The sequence below is a fragment of the Nocardiopsis synnemataformans genome (assembly GCF_965343085.1).
GTDB lineage: Bacteria > Actinomycetota > Actinomycetes > Streptosporangiales > Streptosporangiaceae > Nocardiopsis > Nocardiopsis alborubida.
Map to the genome: position 1 here is coordinate 14,423 of NZ_CBDRFA010000061.1, position 15,539 is coordinate 29,961.

At 72.2% G+C, this 15,539-nt stretch carries 18 protein-coding genes and 1 pseudogene; 9 read left to right on the top strand and 10 right to left on the bottom strand.

Going from position 1 to position 15,539, the window contains the following annotated elements; all coding sequences use genetic code 11:
• The first annotated feature begins 155 nt into the window (after positions 1-155).
• Positions 156-1,277: an NADH:flavin oxidoreductase/NADH oxidase gene (locus ACSIH6_RS28260; RefSeq protein ID WP_435111379.1), complete on the top strand. Its 1,122-nt coding sequence runs from the start codon at positions 156-158 to the stop codon at positions 1,275-1,277.
• A 176-nt stretch (positions 1,278-1,453) separates the two neighbouring features.
• Here the strand turns inward: ACSIH6_RS28260 and ACSIH6_RS28265 are convergent, their stop codons facing one another.
• The 3 genes from ACSIH6_RS28265 to ACSIH6_RS28275 all read right to left on the bottom strand — a co-directional run bounded on the left by ACSIH6_RS28265 (position 1,454) and on the right by ACSIH6_RS28275 (position 2,622).
• Positions 1,454-1,804 (bottom strand): hypothetical protein, encoded by a 351-nt coding sequence (locus ACSIH6_RS28265; protein ID WP_435111380.1) that lies wholly within the window; start codon positions 1,802-1,804, stop codon positions 1,454-1,456.
• Positions 1,805-1,937: 133 nt separating this feature from the next.
• On the bottom strand, positions 1,938-2,177 hold the full coding sequence (locus ACSIH6_RS28270) for a hypothetical protein (protein WP_435111381.1): 240 nt from the start codon (positions 2,175-2,177) through the stop codon (positions 1,938-1,940).
• 10 nt (positions 2,178-2,187) lie between these two features.
• The gene (locus ACSIH6_RS28275; RefSeq protein ID WP_435111382.1) at positions 2,188-2,622 is read right to left on the bottom strand and encodes an ATP-binding protein; all 435 of its coding nucleotides are present in this window, start codon (positions 2,620-2,622) and stop codon (positions 2,188-2,190) included.
• Between the two features lie 344 nt (positions 2,623-2,966).
• Here ACSIH6_RS28275 and ACSIH6_RS28280 point away from each other — a divergent pair, with 344 nt between their 5' ends.
• Genes ACSIH6_RS28280 through ACSIH6_RS28295 form a run of 4 tightly spaced genes read left to right on the top strand, consistent with a single transcriptional unit; the run spans position 2,967 to position 4,428 of the window.
• Complete coding sequence (locus tag ACSIH6_RS28280) at positions 2,967-3,788, top strand: helix-turn-helix domain-containing protein (RefSeq protein ID WP_435111383.1); 822 nt, start codon at positions 2,967-2,969, stop codon at positions 3,786-3,788.
• Positions 3,775-3,960 carry a DUF397 domain-containing protein gene (locus ACSIH6_RS28285; protein ID WP_435111384.1) on the top strand — a complete coding sequence of 62 codons (186 nt, stop codon included), beginning with the start codon at positions 3,775-3,777 and terminating at the stop codon, positions 3,958-3,960. Before ACSIH6_RS28280 ends, ACSIH6_RS28285 begins: the two co-directional genes overlap by 14 nt.
• A 57-nt stretch (positions 3,961-4,017) precedes the next feature.
• Positions 4,018-4,194, top strand: a complete 177-nt coding sequence (locus ACSIH6_RS28290) for a DUF397 domain-containing protein (protein ID WP_435111385.1) — start codon at positions 4,018-4,020, stop codon at positions 4,192-4,194.
• Positions 4,195-4,251: 57 nt separating this feature from the next.
• Positions 4,252-4,428, top strand: a complete 177-nt coding sequence (locus ACSIH6_RS28295) for a DUF397 domain-containing protein (protein ID WP_435111386.1) — start codon at positions 4,252-4,254, stop codon at positions 4,426-4,428.
• 46 nt (positions 4,429-4,474) lie between these two features.
• Here ACSIH6_RS28295 and ACSIH6_RS28300 read toward each other — a convergent pair whose 3' ends face one another.
• Both ACSIH6_RS28300 and ACSIH6_RS28305 read right to left on the bottom strand, forming a co-directional pair.
• The gene (locus ACSIH6_RS28300; RefSeq protein ID WP_435111387.1) at positions 4,475-6,178 is read right to left on the bottom strand and encodes a RelA/SpoT family protein; all 1,704 of its coding nucleotides are present in this window, start codon (positions 6,176-6,178) and stop codon (positions 4,475-4,477) included.
• An 82-nt stretch (positions 6,179-6,260) separates the two neighbouring features.
• On the bottom strand, positions 6,261-7,028 hold the full coding sequence (locus ACSIH6_RS28305; protein ID WP_435111388.1) for an enoyl-CoA hydratase/isomerase family protein: 768 nt from the start codon (positions 7,026-7,028) through the stop codon (positions 6,261-6,263).
• A gap of 320 nt (positions 7,029-7,348) precedes the next feature.
• On the opposite strand from ACSIH6_RS28305, the gene gcvH reads away from it, so the two are divergent.
• Entirely contained in the window at positions 7,349-7,747 is a 399-nt protein-coding gene (gene gcvH, locus ACSIH6_RS28310; protein ID WP_435111389.1) for a glycine cleavage system protein GcvH, read from the top strand.
• Between the two features lie 80 nt (positions 7,748-7,827).
• Here gcvH and ACSIH6_RS28315 read toward each other — a convergent pair whose 3' ends face one another.
• The 4 genes and pseudogenes from ACSIH6_RS28315 to ACSIH6_RS28330 form a co-directional block, all read right to left on the bottom strand.
• Positions 7,828-9,795, bottom strand: a complete 1,968-nt coding sequence (locus tag ACSIH6_RS28315; RefSeq protein ID WP_435111390.1) for a M3 family metallopeptidase — start codon at positions 9,793-9,795, stop codon at positions 7,828-7,830.
• Between the two features lie 138 nt (positions 9,796-9,933).
• Positions 9,934-10,386 (bottom strand): annotated as a pseudogene (locus tag ACSIH6_RS28320) (TetR/AcrR family transcriptional regulator C-terminal domain-containing protein); the annotation flags it as partial.
• A 127-nt stretch (positions 10,387-10,513) separates the two neighbouring features.
• Positions 10,514-10,804, bottom strand: coding sequence for a hypothetical protein (locus ACSIH6_RS28325; protein WP_435111412.1), 291 nt, complete (start codon positions 10,802-10,804; stop codon positions 10,514-10,516).
• 91 nt (positions 10,805-10,895) lie between these two features.
• Positions 10,896-11,552 carry a flavin reductase family protein gene (locus ACSIH6_RS28330; protein ID WP_435111391.1) on the bottom strand — a complete coding sequence of 219 codons (657 nt, stop codon included), beginning with the start codon at positions 11,550-11,552 and terminating at the stop codon, positions 10,896-10,898.
• A 147-nt stretch (positions 11,553-11,699) separates the two neighbouring features.
• Here ACSIH6_RS28330 and ACSIH6_RS28335 point away from each other — a divergent pair, with 147 nt between their 5' ends.
• The 3 genes from ACSIH6_RS28335 to ACSIH6_RS28345 are packed head-to-tail and all read left to right on the top strand — an operon-like array spanning position 11,700 to position 14,212.
• On the top strand, positions 11,700-12,248 hold the full coding sequence (locus tag ACSIH6_RS28335; protein ID WP_435111392.1) for a hypothetical protein: 549 nt from the start codon (positions 11,700-11,702) through the stop codon (positions 12,246-12,248).
• Positions 12,249-12,308: 60 nt separating this feature from the next.
• Positions 12,309-12,923, top strand: coding sequence for a TetR/AcrR family transcriptional regulator (locus tag ACSIH6_RS28340; RefSeq protein WP_435111393.1), 615 nt, complete (start codon positions 12,309-12,311; stop codon positions 12,921-12,923).
• The gene (locus ACSIH6_RS28345; RefSeq protein ID WP_435111394.1) at positions 12,920-14,212 is read left to right on the top strand and encodes a nucleotide disphospho-sugar-binding domain-containing protein; all 1,293 of its coding nucleotides are present in this window, start codon (positions 12,920-12,922) and stop codon (positions 14,210-14,212) included. The genes ACSIH6_RS28340 and ACSIH6_RS28345 overlap by 4 nt, the downstream gene beginning before the upstream one ends.
• 167 nt (positions 14,213-14,379) lie before the next feature.
• Here ACSIH6_RS28345 and ACSIH6_RS28350 read toward each other — a convergent pair whose 3' ends face one another.
• Positions 14,380-15,525 (bottom strand): L-talarate/galactarate dehydratase, encoded by a 1,146-nt coding sequence (locus tag ACSIH6_RS28350; protein WP_435111395.1) that lies wholly within the window; start codon positions 15,523-15,525, stop codon positions 14,380-14,382.
• Between the last annotated feature and the right edge of the window lie 14 nt (positions 15,526-15,539).

Sequence of the window (15,539 nt, forward strand, 5' to 3'; positions counted from 1 at the left end):
TCCACCACAAAGTACGAGAGCGTTCGTAGTTTGACAATCTTCGTAGTACGTTTCTTACCGTAGTACGTCATTCATCGTAGTAGAACCCGGCCACCGTGCGCCGGACCCGCTCCCCGATGGACGCCGACCACATGCCGCCGACGGAAGGACATCCCTTGAGCACGCTGTTCACCCCCTTGAAGCTGAGGTCGCTGGAGATCCCCAACCGCGTGTGGATGTCCCCGATGTGCATGTACTCGGCCGCCTCCGAGGGACCCGACACCGGCGCCCCGACCGACTTCCACCTCGCGCACCTGGCCGACCGGGCCGCGGGCGGGGCCGGTCTGGTCATGGTCGAGGCCACTGGTGTGCGGCCCGACGGGCGGATCAGCCCCTGGGACCTGGGTCTGTGGAACAGCCGCCAACAGGAGGCCTTCACACGCGTGACCGCGGCGATCAGCGCCCACGGCGCGGTACCGGCCATCCAGCTCGCGCACGCCGGGCGCAAGGCCTCGGTGGACAAGCCCTGGCGGGGCGACCGGCCCGTCCCCGAGTCCGAGGGGGGCTGGCCGGCGGTGGGCCCCGGCACCGAGGCCTACCCCGGCTACCCCGCGCCGGTCGAGCTGACCGCCGACGGGATCCGGCAGCTGGTCCGCGACTTCGCGGCCTCGGCCGAGCGGGCGCTGACCGCCGGGTTCCAGGTGGTCGAGGTGCACGGCGCGCACGGTTACCTGCTGCACTCCTTCCTGTCGCCCGCCACCAACCACCGCACCGACGAGTACGGCGGCAGCCCCGAGAACCGGATGCGCTTCGCGCTGGAGGTCGTCGAGGCCGTGCGCGAGGTGTGGCCCGAGCACCTGCCCGTGCTCTTCCGCACCTCGGCCACCGACTGGCTGTCGGAGAACGAGGCCGACGAGCGCGAGGGCTGGACCGGCGAGGACACCGTCCTGCTCGCCAAGGAGCTCCAGGCCCGGGGCGTGGACCTGCTGGACGTGTCCACCGGCGGCCTGGTCGCCGACGCCCGCATCCCCGTGGGCCCGAACTACCAGGTGCCCTTCGCCGAGCAGGTCCGCGGTGCCACCGGCCTGCCCACCGGCGCGGTCGGAGCGATCACCGAACCCGCCCAGGCCGAGGAGATCGTCGCCTCGGGCCGCGCCGACGCGGTGTTCCTGGGACGGCAGCTGCTGCGCGAGCCCTACTGGGCCCACCGCGCGGCCCAGGAGCTGGGCGCGGAGTCGCACTGGCCCGAGCAGTACGGTTACGCCGTCGGCCGCCCGCGCGTCACCGGCGGGGCCTGAGCCGTTCGGCACCCGGTGTCCCCCGGAGTCGGGAGCGTTCTTCCCCTGCGCTCCCGGCTGCGGGGAACACGATCGTGGGCGGCGCCTGTCACGGGCGCCGCCCACGGCGGTCAGGGGCCGGAATCGGCACCGGTCAGCCCGTCAGCACGGGTCTTTGCGACCCGGGGGCGTGCGCGTCACGGTGTTCGTCCGACCCGGTCGAGGTAGACGCGGATGACGGCGGCCAGATCGCCCATGTCGTCGGCGACCGCCCGGACCGGGATCGGGGTCGGGGTCGGGAGTGGGACCGGTTCGGCCAACAGGTCACCGATGGGCACACGCGGGGCCGGGACAACGGGCCGCCTGGGTACGGGCGGCAGCTCCCGGCTGCGGGGCGGCGGCGTGATCGCGACCCGCTCGCGCCGGGGGCGTTCGGGAACGAACACGTAGGCCAGGGCCATGGCCAGCACGGTCGCGGCCAGCGCCCACACGCGCCCGGCCAGGCTCCGGCAGGGCCTGCGGTGCCTGCCGCCGGTAGGGTGTTGCACGGTCTTCCTCCTGGTGTTGTCAGGTGGTGGATCGCGCCCCGGTCCGGTGGTCCTCACACCGGTCGGGGCACCTTGTTTTTTGCCGCGTTCGCACGCGGGTGTCATTGGCCCTGGTAGGGGCCGCGCTTCCCTCTCACGCTCGCGGCCGGAAGGGCCGGAAGGATCGGAGTTCGCGCTCGGTGGCGCGGATGGCCGCGTCGAGCAGTTGCGGTGTGGTCGCTCGCAGCGGCGCGACGCGGTGCGGGCCGAGATGGAAGGCCCAGAAACGGCGTGAGGCCGGTCCCCACAGCACCCACCACGACGGACTGTGCAGTTGTTCCAGGAGGCGGGCGGCCTCGTACTGGGCGGCGTCCTGGTTGCGGTCCCATGCCATCCCGGAGCGCTCAGGCCGTGACCGCGCCGGGTTCGGGAACGGGCGCGTAGGGGTCGACGCGGGCCCACACCGTCAGCGGCTCTCCGGGGTGGCCGTTCCAGCCCCATTCCACGGACAGGCGGTCCACGAGGTGGAGGCCCCGCCCGCCGATGCGAAGGTCGTCGTCCTGCGGTGACAGGCGGGGCAGCTGAACGGGCTGGCCCGGCCGGGGCCCGTCGTCGGTGACCGCCAGGTGGATGACGCGGTTCGGTAGGTGCCGCATCTGGATCCTCACCCGGCCGCCCCGATCGCCGGAGGCGGTGTGCGCCCAGGCGTTGGTCACCAGTTCGCTCGCCACGAGTACCAGGGAGAAGGCTCGGTGCGCCTGAACCCGTGCGCCCCGCTGGCACCAGCTGCGGATCTGTGCCACCTGATTCACCTGGGACCCGAAGAACGCCGTGCGCACCCCGGTTCCCGTCCTTCCCCGGCGCGGCAGCCCGTTCCCGGTGTCGCGCCTGCCGTCCTCCCCCGCCCGCCTCGGTCGCGGTATGCCAAAACCGTGCACACTACTCAACACCTTTCACTTCATCACCGGGAGCACTCAGCACTCCATGGATGAATTGCCCGATTTCTCGGAATTTGAGAGCTATATCGCCGGACGCTCAAACCACCGGCGCGGAACAACCTTGACCCCGCCAGCAAAGCAAGCGCCATAGGTGCCAACTCTTTCTCGCGAACTCTCACCCACAATGGCCCCACATGGCAGTACGCTCAATGAGAATCGAATCCGCTTGATTCCTTTGGAGAATCATGCCCAAGGAGCCCAACCCCGCTTACCATAAATTCGCCTCTGAGCTGCGCAAACACCGCAAGGCCAGGTCCTGGACCCAGGGACGGGTGGCTGAGCAGCTGAGCTGCTCCACATCTCTCGTCTCTTACTGGGAGCTGGCCATCTACGCCCCGCAACTCAAGGAATGCCAGTCTCTGGACCGGATCTTCGAGACCTCCGGGATCTTCGAGAGGTCATGGAGCAGCTTCAACAGTGAGAGCATCTACCCCGCAGGCGCGCAGACGGCTGTGGATTTTGAGCGGGCCGCGACCGAGATCCGTCAATACCACGCCATGCTCATTCCCGGACTGGTGCAGACGCCGGACTACGCCCGTGCCACCTACATGGCGATGCAGCCGTTCGCCGACGAGGACGCCCTCAACCGGCTGGTCGAGTCACGGATGAAACGGCAGGCCATCCTCGGCGGTGCCGACCGGCCGCTATTGTGGATGGTGCTGGACGAAGGTGTCATCCGACGGGTTCTCGGCAGCAAGGCCACCATGAGGGAGCAACTGGGCCGCCTCCTCAAGATGTCTGATCAGCGAGTCCTCAAGCTCCAGATCGTGCCGGGACGGTGCGCGCTTCCCCCCGGCCTCTCCGGTCCCTTCAAGATCCACGCCTTCCCCGACCGCCCGATGGTCGTCACGGCCGAGTACGTGGTCGATGACCTGATCATCGATGATGTGGAGCAGGTGCGTTACTGTGCCAGCCTCTTCGGGGCCATCCAATCGGAAGCGCTGTCGACCAGCGACAGCTGTGAGCTGGTTCGACAGATACAGGGAGAACTTGATGAGCAACCGTGAATGGCATAAGAGCAGCTACAGCAGCGGGGTGAACAACGACTGTGTAGAAGTCGCCGAAGGTCGGACCGGAACCTGGGTGCGTGACACCCAGAACCGCGAACTCGGCCACCTCACCTTCACCACCCCAGAATGGACCAGCCTCCTCAACACGCTGAAGACGCGTCAGCCATAGCCGCACCGGGTACCCCGCAACCACCGGGGTACCCGGAACAACGCGGAAGGACAGCACATGAGGTGGCGCAAGTCCAGTTACAGCAACCCTGACGGCCCCCAGTGCGTCGAGGTGGCGGACCTCCCCGGCGAAACGGCCGTACGCGACACCCAGAACCGCGAACTCGGCCACCTCACCTTCACCACCCCAGAATGGACCAGCCTCCTCAACACGCTGAAGACGCGTCAGCCGTAACCGCACCGGGTACCCCGCAACCACCGGGGTACCCGGAACAACGCGGAAGGACAGCACATGAGGTGGCGCAAGTCCAGTTACAGCAGTCCTGACGGCCCCCAGTGCGTCGAGGTGGCGGACCTCCCCGGCGAAACGGCCGTACGCGACACCCAGAACCGCCGACTCGGCCACCTCACCTTCACCACCCCTGAGTGGACCGGCCTCCTCAACACCCTCAAAACGCGTCAGCCGTAACCGCGCCGGATCACCGCCAGGCCGGTGGTACTCAGACCAGTCGTGCTCAGGCCGACGCGGGCAGGTGGGCGGCCACGTCCTCGGAGCTGACCTGCTCGTACCCCAGGGCCACGTAGAGCTCCTCCAGGGACGGGTACCCCGAACGGCGCGCCACCCCGGTCATCGCCCCCGACGACTCGGCCTCGATGAGCCGGTCCGCCCCCACCAGGGCGATCATCCTCTCCCGGCCAGTGCGCTCCGCCTGCTCGTGGGCGCGCGTGCGGTGCCAGGCGGCGATCGCGACCCGCGCCCTGCCGGTCCTGACCGAATCCAGCCACGCGCGGTCCGGCGCGGGTTCGGCCTTGGTGATCACGTGCACCGTGTCCCCCTCGCGGACCCGGGTCGCGGGGCTGACCAGGCGGCCGTCGATGGCCGCCGCCGAGTAGCGGTCGCCGGTGTCGGCGCCGAGCGCGTAGGCCACGTCGACCGGTGTGGCGCCCTCGGGCAGGGTGAGCACCTCGCCCTGCCCGGTGAGCACGGTGATGCTGTCGGCCAGGTCGGTGCGCACGCCCTCCAGGAGTTCCTCGGCCGTGGCCTGCTCCTGCCACCCGAGCAGCCGGGTCAGCCACTCCGGGTCGGTGGTGCGCTCGGTCGTCAGGCGGCCGTCCCTGCCGGTGGCCTGGCGGATGTCGGCGATGATGCCGTACTCGGAGACCCGCTGGGCGTGGGAGTCGCAGATGATGATCTGCACGCGGCGGCCGGACTCGGTGAGGACGGTGGTGTGCAGCGCCCGGTACAGGTTGTACCGGGGGGTGGCGATGAAGTCGCGGAACTTCGCCGGGTAGGGCTTCCACCTCCCGTGGACAGCCCCCAGGGCCAGGTAGGCGTTGCGCTCGTCCCCCTTGACCACGACCACGTACCGGACGGTGTCCAGCGGGTCGGGGTCGGCGGCCAGGCCGGTGCCGGAGGTGAACACCGAGTACGGGTGGCGGGCGCGCACCTCCACCCGCGCCTTGACGCGGAAGGAGGCCAGGCCGTCGCGCAGGGAGACGCGGAGCGCGTCGATCTCGTGGGCGGAGTTCTCACGGACCCTGCCCACCCGGGTACTGACCCGCTCGAAGTCCTCCCCCTCCAGGTACTCGAAGCACAGGTCCTCCAGGTCGCGCTTGAGCCGGTACACGCCCAGCCGCTCCGCGAGGGGGATGAGGAGTTCCCGGGTGCCCTGGGCGATCTTGACGCGCTTGTGCGGGGGCTGGAACTGGAGGGTGCGCAGGTTGTGCAGCCGGTCGGCGAGCTTGATCAGCAGCACGCGCAGGTCGTCGCGGGCGGCCACCACCATCTTGCGGAAGGTCTCCCCCGCCGCCGCGCTGCCGTACATGGACCGGTCCACCTTGGTGACGCCGTCCACCATGACGCCGACCTCGGTCCCGAACTCCGCCGCGAGATGGGCCAGGCTGAACGGGGTGTCCTCCACCGTGTCGTGCAGGAGCGCGGCGACCAGCGTCGCGGTGTCCAGGCCCATCTCGGCGAGGATGGTGGCCACGGCCACCGGGTGGATGATGAACGGCTCGCCGCTCTTGCGCTTCTGCTCCTTGTGCAGGTGCTCGGCGACGGCGTAGGCCCGGCTCAGCAGCGCCACGTCGGCCTTGGGGTACCAGCGCTGGTGTTCCCTGACCAGGGCACGGACCCGGTCGGCGGGGGTGGATGTGGCCTTGGCCGCGTTGAGTCCCTGCCACCACTGGGTGGACGCCGTCACATCGGGTGCGCCCATCGGGACCCCCTGTCCGCACGCTGTTCCGGAGCGATCAGTGTACTGACCGGCGGCCGCCGTGGGGCCGGAAATCCGAAGTCGGCTACTCGCCGGTGAAGGCGGGCCAGACCCGGGCGAGGGAGGCGCTGACCCCGGCCTCGTGGTCCTTGGTGCCGAGCTGCTTGTTCTGCTCCACGATCTCCCGGTCCAGGGCGGCGGGCAGCGCGGCGAGCAGGTCGGCGCGGAGCGTGGCCTTCATCGAGCGCACGGCCAGCGGGGCGGAGGCGGCGATGCGGTGGGCGTGGTCCACTGCCGCCCGCCGCAGGGTGTCCTCGTCCGCCAGCAGGTCGGCCAGGCCGATGGCGTGGGCCTCGGTGCCGGTCACCCGGCGGGCGCTGTAGAACATGTCGGCGGCCTTCTGGCGACCGACGATCGCGGGCAGGGACACGCTCAGCCCGAAGCCCTGGTGCAGGCCCAGGAGTCCGAAGTTGGCGTGGAAGCGGGTGGAGGGCGCGGCCACCCGGAAGTCCGCCGCGCAGGCCAGGCCCAGGCCCCCGCCCACCGCCGCGCCCTGGACGGCGGCGACCACGGGCACCGGCAGGGAGAACAGGCGCAGCGCCTCGCCGTAGATGGCGCCGAGGGTGCGGACCGGGGTGTCGCCGACCCCGCCCGCCGCGAAGTCCACCCCGGCGCAGAAGTTCTTTCCCTCCGAGCACACCACGAGGGCGCGGCGGTCCCCGGTGGCGACCAGCTCCTCGGCGGTGTCCGCCAGTTCCTTGAGGACGACGTGGTCGAAGTGGTTGTTGGGCGGCCGGTGGATCTCCAGGACGGCGACGTGGCCGTCGAGGCGGACGGACAGTTCCTCGCTCAACGGACGCCTTCCCGTGTGTTCGGTGTGACCGGCAACGAGGTTACCGCCCAGTACACCGCTCGCGGACGGCCGCCCCTCCCCCAGGGCTCCCGGGCTCCCGCGCACCCCGGCCGGACGAACCAGACGAAACAGACGAACCCGGCTCGGGAGTCCGCCCGCGCCGCGCCTTTGGCGTGTGCCGGGGACCGCCGGGCCGACACCCCTCCACCGGTTGCGTCAAAGGCGCCCCTGGGCGCCCGCCGGTCCAGCACACTGGCCTTGCCGGTCTCCCACCAGGGGGGATCGCGCTTGGCACACGTCAAGACACGAAGGGTTCTGCCATGGCCAGCATCCCGGGCGACCTGCTCTACACCACGTCCCACGAATGGGTCCGCCGCGAGTCCGGCGGCACGGTCGCCGTCGGGCTGACCGACTACGCCCAGCGGCAGCTGGGCGACGTGGTCTTCCTGGAGCTGCCCGAGGTCGGAGCGCGGGTCGACGCGGAGGAGGCGGTGGGAACGGTGGAGTCGGTCAAGGCCGTGTCGGAGTTCTACGCGCCGTTCAGGGGTGAGGTCACCGAGGTCAACACCGAACTCGCGGAGGAGCCCGAACAGGTCAACGACGACCCCTACGACTGCTGGCTCTTCCTGGTCAGGCCCGCGGACCCGGAAGCGGTGGACGCGCTGCTCGACGCCGAGGCCTACGGGAAGCTGATCCGCGAGGAGGAGGACGAGGGGTAGGACCCGCCCCCAGAGCGGCCGCGCGGGGCGCGAACGGCCGCTGCCCGGGCACACCGCTTCCCGGTGCGCCCGGGCCCGGGTCAGGCCAGCCCGCGGCGGGCCAGCAGGGGCTCCATCCGGGGCTCGCGACCCAGGAAGTCGCGGACCGCCTCCATGGGGTCCACGCCGCCGCCCACGGACAGCACCCTCTCCCGGAAGCGGTCCCCGCCCTCCCTGGTGAGGCCGCCGTTCTCGGTGAACCACTCCACGCTCTCGGCGTCCAGGACCTCGCTCCACACGTAGGAGTAGTAGCCCGCGCTGTAGCCGTTGGCGAACACGTGCATGAAGTACGCGGACCGGTAGCGCGGGCGGACCAGGGGGTGCAGGGCTCCCGCCGCTTCCAGGGCGCGCGCCTCGAAGGAGGCGGGGTCCTCCACGGCCTCGCCCGGGGCCAGGCGGTGCCACGACCAGTCCAGGAGCGCCGCGGCCAGGTACTCGAAGGTCGCGAAGCCCTGGTTGAACTGGCGGGCGGCCGTCAGGCGCTCCACGAGTTCCGCGGGCACCGGCTCACCGGTCTCGTGGTGGCGGGCGTAGTGGGCCAGGACCTCCGGCCAGGTCGCCCACATCTCGTTGACCTGGGAGGGGAACTCCACGAAGTCGCGCGGCACGCTCGTGCCCTGCACGCGCGGGAACCGCACGGCCGACAGCAGCCCGTGCAGGGCGTGGCCGAACTCGTGGAAGGCCGTCTCGACCTCGTCGAAGGTGAGCAGGGTGGGGCCCGAGGCGGGCTTGGTGATGTTGAGGTTGTTCACCACCACCGGCCGCTCGTCCAGCAGGAAGGACTGGTCGACCAGGTTGTGCATCCACGCGCCGCCGCGCTTGATCGGCCTGGCGTAGGGGTCCAGCAGGAACAGCCCCAGGGGCGAGCCGTCCCGGTCGAACACCTCCCACACCCGCACGTCCTCGTGGTAGCCCCGCAGGTCGGCCCGCTCGGCGAAGGTGATCCCGTACAGCAGCGTCGCGGCGTGGAAGACGCCGTCCTCGACCACCCTGCCCAGCTCGAAGTAGGGGCGCAGGACGCTGTCGTCGAAGTCGTAGCGCTCCCTGCGCACCTGCTCGGCGTAGAAGGGCCAGTCCCAGGGCTCGATGTCGTGCCCGGCGTGCTCGGCCAGGGCACGGGCCTCCTTCTCGACGTTGCGCCGGGCGGGCCCGACCAGTTGGCCGAGCCGTTCCTCGACCGCGTCGACGGTCCTGGCGGTCTGGTCGGCGACGGTGTAGGCCGCGTGGTCGGGGTAGCCGAGCAGCGCGGCCCGCTCGGCGCGCAGGACGGCCGTGCGCGCGGCGATGTCGAGGTTCTCGGGGGCGCGCTCGGCGCTCAGGGTGTAGAGACGCTCGCGGGTGGCGCGGTCGGTGAGTTGGGCCAGCGCGGGCTGCACGGTGGTGTTGAGCAGGGGCAGGACGTACTTCCCGTCCCGCTCGATCGCGCTGATGTGCGCCTCGTCCAGGCCGTCGAGGTCGGAGACGTCGCCGGTGACGAGGGAGGCCTCGCGGGTGGCCCGGACCACGTTGCGGGAGAACTCGGTGCTCAGCCCGGCGAGTTCGGTGTTGAGCTCGCGCAGCCGGGCCTGCTGGTCGTCGTCCAGGTCGGCGCCCGCCTTGACGAAGTCGAGGCGGTACCGCTCCAGCAGCCAGGCCTCCTGCGGGTCGGAGGTGGTGACCTGCCGAACGCGCTCCCACAGGTCCCGGTTCAGCGAGACGGCGTCCCTGTGCTGCGCGGCCCTGGGGGCGACCTCCCGCTCGATCTCCTCGATGCCGTCGGTGGCGTCGGAACCGGCCAGGGTGTGCAGGACGGTCTCCACCCTGGCCAGGAGCGCGCCGGAGCGCTCCAGCGCCGCGATGGTGTTGTCGAAGGTCGGGGGCCGCGGGTCGCGGACGATCGCGTCCACCTCGGCGAGGTGCTCGGCCACGCCCTTGTCGAAGGCGGGCAGGAAGTGCTCCTCGCGGATGGCCGCGAAGTCGGGGAGCCGGTAGGGAAGCTCGCTCGGGGACAGGAACGGGTTGTCGGTCAAGGATCGTGCTCCTCGTTCGTCGGTACCGCCCCGCTCCCCCGCGGTCGTGTGCGGCGGAGCTCCGGGTGACGCGCCGGACTCCCCGGCGTCAGGGTTCTCGGCCGGGCGGGCTCCGGCGCTCGGGGCGCTCGTGCTGTTCTACCGTGCTCCCCGCCCCGTGTCACCCGCGCGCCCGGGGGCGTCGTCCGCGCGTTCTCCCGCCGACCTCTCGACCACCTCCAGCAGTCGGCCCAGCCCCTCCTCGAACTCGGCGTCCCAGTCGACCGGGCGGTCCAGCACCTCGCCGAGCCGGTGGTGCGCGGGCACCTGCCGGGAGTCCGCCAGCTCGCGGCGCCCGCGCGTGCCGAGGTTGCCCTCCCCGAAGCGGCCGTTGACCTCCGAGACCGCGAAGCCCAGGACGAACGTGCTGATCATCCGCTCCAGGGCCGCCACCCGCGCGTCCGGCACACCCGCGTCCAGCAGCGCCGCGTAGAGCGCGTCCACGACCCGCATCGCCTCCGGGAGTTCGGCGGGCCGGTCCAGCAGCAGGGGGAACGTCCGCGGGTACCGGTGCGCCAGCGCGCGGGCCCCGCGGGCGCAGGCCAGCAGCCGGTCGCGCCAGTCGGACGCGAGGGCGGTGGCGGTGGCAGGGGAGGGAGCGCGGTCGTGATCGTGGTCGGTCCGGGATCCGGAGTCGGGCGCGGAGCCGTGGTCGGGGTCGCGCTGGCGGGCCTCGTCCTCACCGCCGTCGGGGTGGTCGCGGGCGCCCTGGCCTGCGTCCGCGTCGGCCGTGGCCTCGGGGGACTCCGGGGGTAGTGGCGCCGGGTGCGGGGCGGGCGAGGTACTCGTCGTAGAGGCGCACGGCCCAGTCGGCCAGGTCCTCGGCGTCGATGGGGGCGACGTTGGTGATGCGCTCCGGCGAGGCGAAGAAGACCGCGTCGAAGAGCCGTTCCCTGCCGACATCGAACTGCTGCCGTCGTCCCAGGTGAACACGGCCCTCGAACGCCCGGAGCGCAACGACGTCCGCCACCGCTTCGTGCTCGACATGTCCGACCTGGACTGAGCGCGGGCCCGGCCGGGCCGGTCGGCTGACACCCCCGTGGCCGTCGGCAGCCGTCCACTCAGGAGCCGGGCGTCTCCGAGCGGTGGGAGTGCCCGTACTGCCGCCCCAACCCGAAGTAGTGGCGGAAGCTGTAGATCATCGGGTTCCAGCGCGCGGGGTCGACGTGGTCGGTGCCGGGCACCACCAGGCGCTCGTCCGCGTGCACCCGCAGCACCTCGGCCTGGACCACGGTGAGCTCACCCGAGGCGTCGGCGTCCACGCGCACCGCGCGGGCCTCCAGCTGCAACGGGCACTCGGCCACGCGGGGCGGCGCGACCCGCTGTGACTCCTGCGGGGTCAGGCCCGCGGCGGCGAACTTGTCGGCCTCGAAGCGGCAGCCCGGCGGCTTGCCCGGGGGCACGGGATCGCGCCCGGTCAGGGGTGCCAGCCGCTCGACGCTCGCCCAGTCCTCGGCGGCGGGGAAGCTGGCCACGAGTTCGGGGCGCGCCGCCAGGTTGCGCGCGGTCTGCCCGGTGGCCCCCAGTCCCAGTACCAGCAGGTACCCCAGGGCCCAGGCCGAGGAGATCGGGGCGAGGTTGGGGGTGCCGTCGTCGTTGACGGTGGAGATCAGCACCACGGGGGTGCCGAAGTAGAGGATGCGCGGTCGGATGGTGCGGTGGGCGAGAGGCGCGGCCGGGACGGCGTGCCCCGGGTCCGTTCGCTGGTCGGTGGTCATGACCGGGACTCTAGGAGGCCGACACTTCGGTCGCGGCCGAACTGTTCCCGGCCCCGGCGCGGAGGTCGCGGCGCCCGCTCCCGCCCTCTTGAAAACAAAAATCCAAAGTGTTTTCATGGTTCCAAGCAATCATCGAACGGAACCCCCATGGACCTGCTCACCGACTTCCTCTCCTGGGCCTGGCCGCGCCACCTCAACCCGCTGAGCTGGTACGTCCGACCGCTGTTCTTCCTGCCCATCGCCTACTTCTGCTGGACGCGCAGGCCCGTGCCGCTGGCGCTGACCATGGTGGCCATGCTCACCAGCTTCTTCTGGTTCCCCGCGCCCGAGGAGATCGACCCGGCCATGGCCGGGGTGCTGGAGATGGAGAGGGAACTGTTCACGGACCCCACCTGGGTCACCTGGGCCACCCTGCCGCTGGTGCCCGCACTGCTCGGCTCGCTGTGCGCGGCGTTCTGGTACCGCTCCCTGGGCTGGGGCCTGGTCGTCGTCAACGGCGGCCTGGTCGTCAAGATCGCCTGGACCGTCGCCAACTCCGGCGCGGACGGGCTGGCCACCGTGCTCCCCCTGGGCCTGGCCATGGCGCTGGTCACCGCGGTCGTGGTCGCCGTGGCACGCTGGCGTTCGCTCCCCCTGTCCCTGACCGGCCACCGGCGCGGCGGGCAGGACGGGCGCGCACCGGCCGCCGCACGCTGACCGGGAACCACCGTTCGCGGGCGCCGCCCGCGAACACCGCCGACCGAGGGAGGAACCACCGTGCCACCCGCGTTCTCCGCGCAGGAGAAGGAACGCATCACCGACCTGCTGCTGGAGTCCGGACGCGCCCTGTTCACCACCCGGGGGCTGCGCAAGACCTCCCTGGAGGAGCTGGTCGCGCCCGCCGGTATCGCCAAGAGCAGCTTCTACGCCTTCTTCGACTCCAAGGAGGCCCTCTACCTGGAGCTGATGCTGCGCCAGATGGCCGAGGTCAGGGAGCGCGTCATCGACGAGGCCCTGACCAGCACCGACGACACCCGCGAGGGACTGCGGCGGTTCCTGCGCGCCAGTCTGGACGAGCTGACCAGCAACCCCCTGTACGGACGGCTCGTGACCCACCCCGAGGAGATGGACGCGGTCGCGCGCAGGGTCGCCCCGTCCCGGGCCGCCTCCTCCCCCGACAACCCCGCCGTCGCGCTGGGCGCGTTCGTGGACGCCCGGCGCGCAACGGGCGAACTGGTGGACGCCCACCCGGCCGCCATCGTCGGCGTCCTCCAGGCCGTCCTGCTCCTGCCCGTGAACGCCGACCGGCTGGCGGCACCGGAGCACTACCACCAGACCCTCGACCTGCTGATCGACATCGTCGCGCGGGGTCTCACCCCCCGGAAGGAATGACCGGCGTGCACGCCCTCCTGCTCACCCACGGCACCCGCGGAGACGTCCAGCCCTTCCTGGCCCTGGCCAGGGCCCTGGGCGCGGCCGGGCACACCGGCGTGGTCGCGGGCCCCGCGTCCGCCGCCCCTCTGGCCGCCGAGTACGGCGTCGCCTACCGCCCGGTGGACGACGGCCCCAACGCCCTCATGGGCGATCCCGAGCTGAACGGCGTGATGGAAACCGGGCTGCGGGGGCTGCGCGGCGCCGTGCACGCCGCCGCCCTGCTGCGCAGGATCACCCCGCTCATGCGCAGGGTCCACGACGACATGGCCCTGCTCGCCGACGAGGACGCGGACGTGGTCGTGCACATCCCCGGCATGCCGGGAGGGCACATCGCCGAACGCCTGGGCGTGCCCTCCGTCCCGGTGGCCCTCCAGCCCTCCTGGGTGCCCACCCGCGCCTTCCCCGCCCCCGGCGTGCCCTGGCCGCGGTGGGCGCCCGCGGCGCTCAACCCGCTGACCTACCGGCTGACCGCCCTGACCCTGCGCGGACAGCGCGCGGTGGCCGAGGAGTTCCGGGACGGGCTGGGCCTGCCCCGAAGGGCCGGGCACCACGACCCGCTGCACCAGCCGGACGGGAGCCCCTCCACCGTGCTCCAGGCGTTCAGCCGCCACCTGCTCCCGCCGCGTACGCACTATCCGCCGCGGGTGCGCACCACCGGCTTCTGGTTCCCGCCGCCGGACACGCGGTGGCGGCCCTCCCCGGAACTGGAGGCGTTCCTGGACGCCGGGAGGCCGCCGGTGTTCGTCGGGTTCAGCAGCCTGCCCACCGCCGACCCCGCGGCCACCGGGCGCGTGGTGGGCGAGGCCGTGCGCCGGGCCGGGGTGCGCGCGGTCGTCGCCTCGGGCCGGGGCGGCATCACCGCCGGAGCCGGTGGGGACGACGTGCTGGTCATCGACGGGGCCCCGCACGAGCGGCTGTTCCCGCGGTGCTCGGCGGTCGTGCACCACGGCGGCGCCGGGACCACCGGCGCCGCGCTCGCCGCGGGCAGACCGCAGGTCGGGTGCCCCTTCTGGGGCGACCAGCCGTTCTGGGCGCAGCGGACCCACGCGGCCGGGGCCGCCGTCACCCCGCTGCGGGGCCAGCGCCTGACCGTGGACGCCCTGGCCTCGGCCCTGGCCCGCGCGGTCGGCGACCCCGCTCTCGCCGAACGGGCGCGTGTCCTGGGCGAACGGGTGCGCGCCGAGGACGGCGCGGGCACGGCCGTGCGGCTGCTGGAGGAGGCCGTCGCCCGGCGCGGGGGCTCCTGAGCCGGGCCCGCGGCGTCCGCGTTCCTCGTCGGCCACGGCTCCGGAGGGTCCGCGCCCGGCTTCGCCGCGGGCCGGGCCGGGGCCGGGCCGACCGCGCGGGTTCCGGCTCGGACGGCGGCGCGGTCAGGCCCGGACTGCGCCGCGGCCCCGGCCGGACGGCGCAGCGGTCAGGCCTTGACCTGGTAGGTGTCGACCGTCCACGCGCGCGCCTGATCGCTCAGGCTCACCCCCAGGCCGGGCCGGCCGGAGAGGTGCATGCGCCCGCCCGAGATCTCCAGGTGCTCGTTGAAGAGGGGGTCGAGCCACTCGAAGTGCTCCACCCAGGGCTCGTGCCGGTAGGCCGCGGCCAGGTGGATGTGGACCTCCATCGCGAAGTGCGGGGCCAGCTGGAGGTGGCGCCGGTCGGCCATCGCCATGACCTGGAGGAACTGCGTGATGCCGCCGATCCGGGGCGCGTCGGGCTGGATGATGTCCGCGCCCCCGTGCCGGATCAGCTCGGCGTGCTCGGCGACGCTGGTGAGCATCTCACCGGTGGCGATGGCGGTGTCGAACGTCGCGGCCAGGCGCCCGTGGCCCTCGAAGTCGTGGGCGTCCAGCGGTTCCTCGATCCAGACCAGCCCGAAGTCCTCGAAGGCCCGGCACATGCGCTGGGCGTCGGCGCGCGACCACTGCTGGTTGGCGTCGACCATCAGCGGCACGCCGTCGCCGAGGTGCTCGCGCACCGCCGCGACCCGGGCCAGGTCCGTGGCGCTGTCGGGGTGGCCGACCTTGAGCTTGATGCCGCCGATGCCGTCGGCCACCGCCGCGGCCGACCTCTCCATGACCTCCTCGACGGGCGCGTGGAGGAAGCCGCCCGAGGTGTTGTAGCAGCGCACCGAGTCGCGGTAGCTGCCCAGGAGCTTGGCCAGCGGCAGGCCCGCCCGCTTGGCCTTGAGGTCCCACAGGGCGATGTCGAGGGGTGCGATCGCCTGGGTGGCCAGCCCGCTGCGGCCCACCGAGGCGCCCGCCCAGACGAGCTTGTCCCAGATCCTGCCCGTGTCGCTGGGGTCCTCCCCCAGCAGGACGGAGGCCACCTCCCGGGCGTGGGCGAACTGCCCGGGGCCGCCCGCCCGCTTGGAGTAGCCGAACCCGACGCCCTCGTGACCGGCCTCGGTGGTGATCTCGGCGAAGAGCATCGCGACCTCGGTCATCGGGCGCTGGCGCCCGGTGAGGACCTTGGCGTCGCTGATGGGCGTGTCCAGGGGAAGGGTGACCGAGGAGATCGTGACGCTGGTGACGCGGTCCTGCGTGGCCGCTCCGGCGGGCGGGGTCATGGACGTCCTTTGCT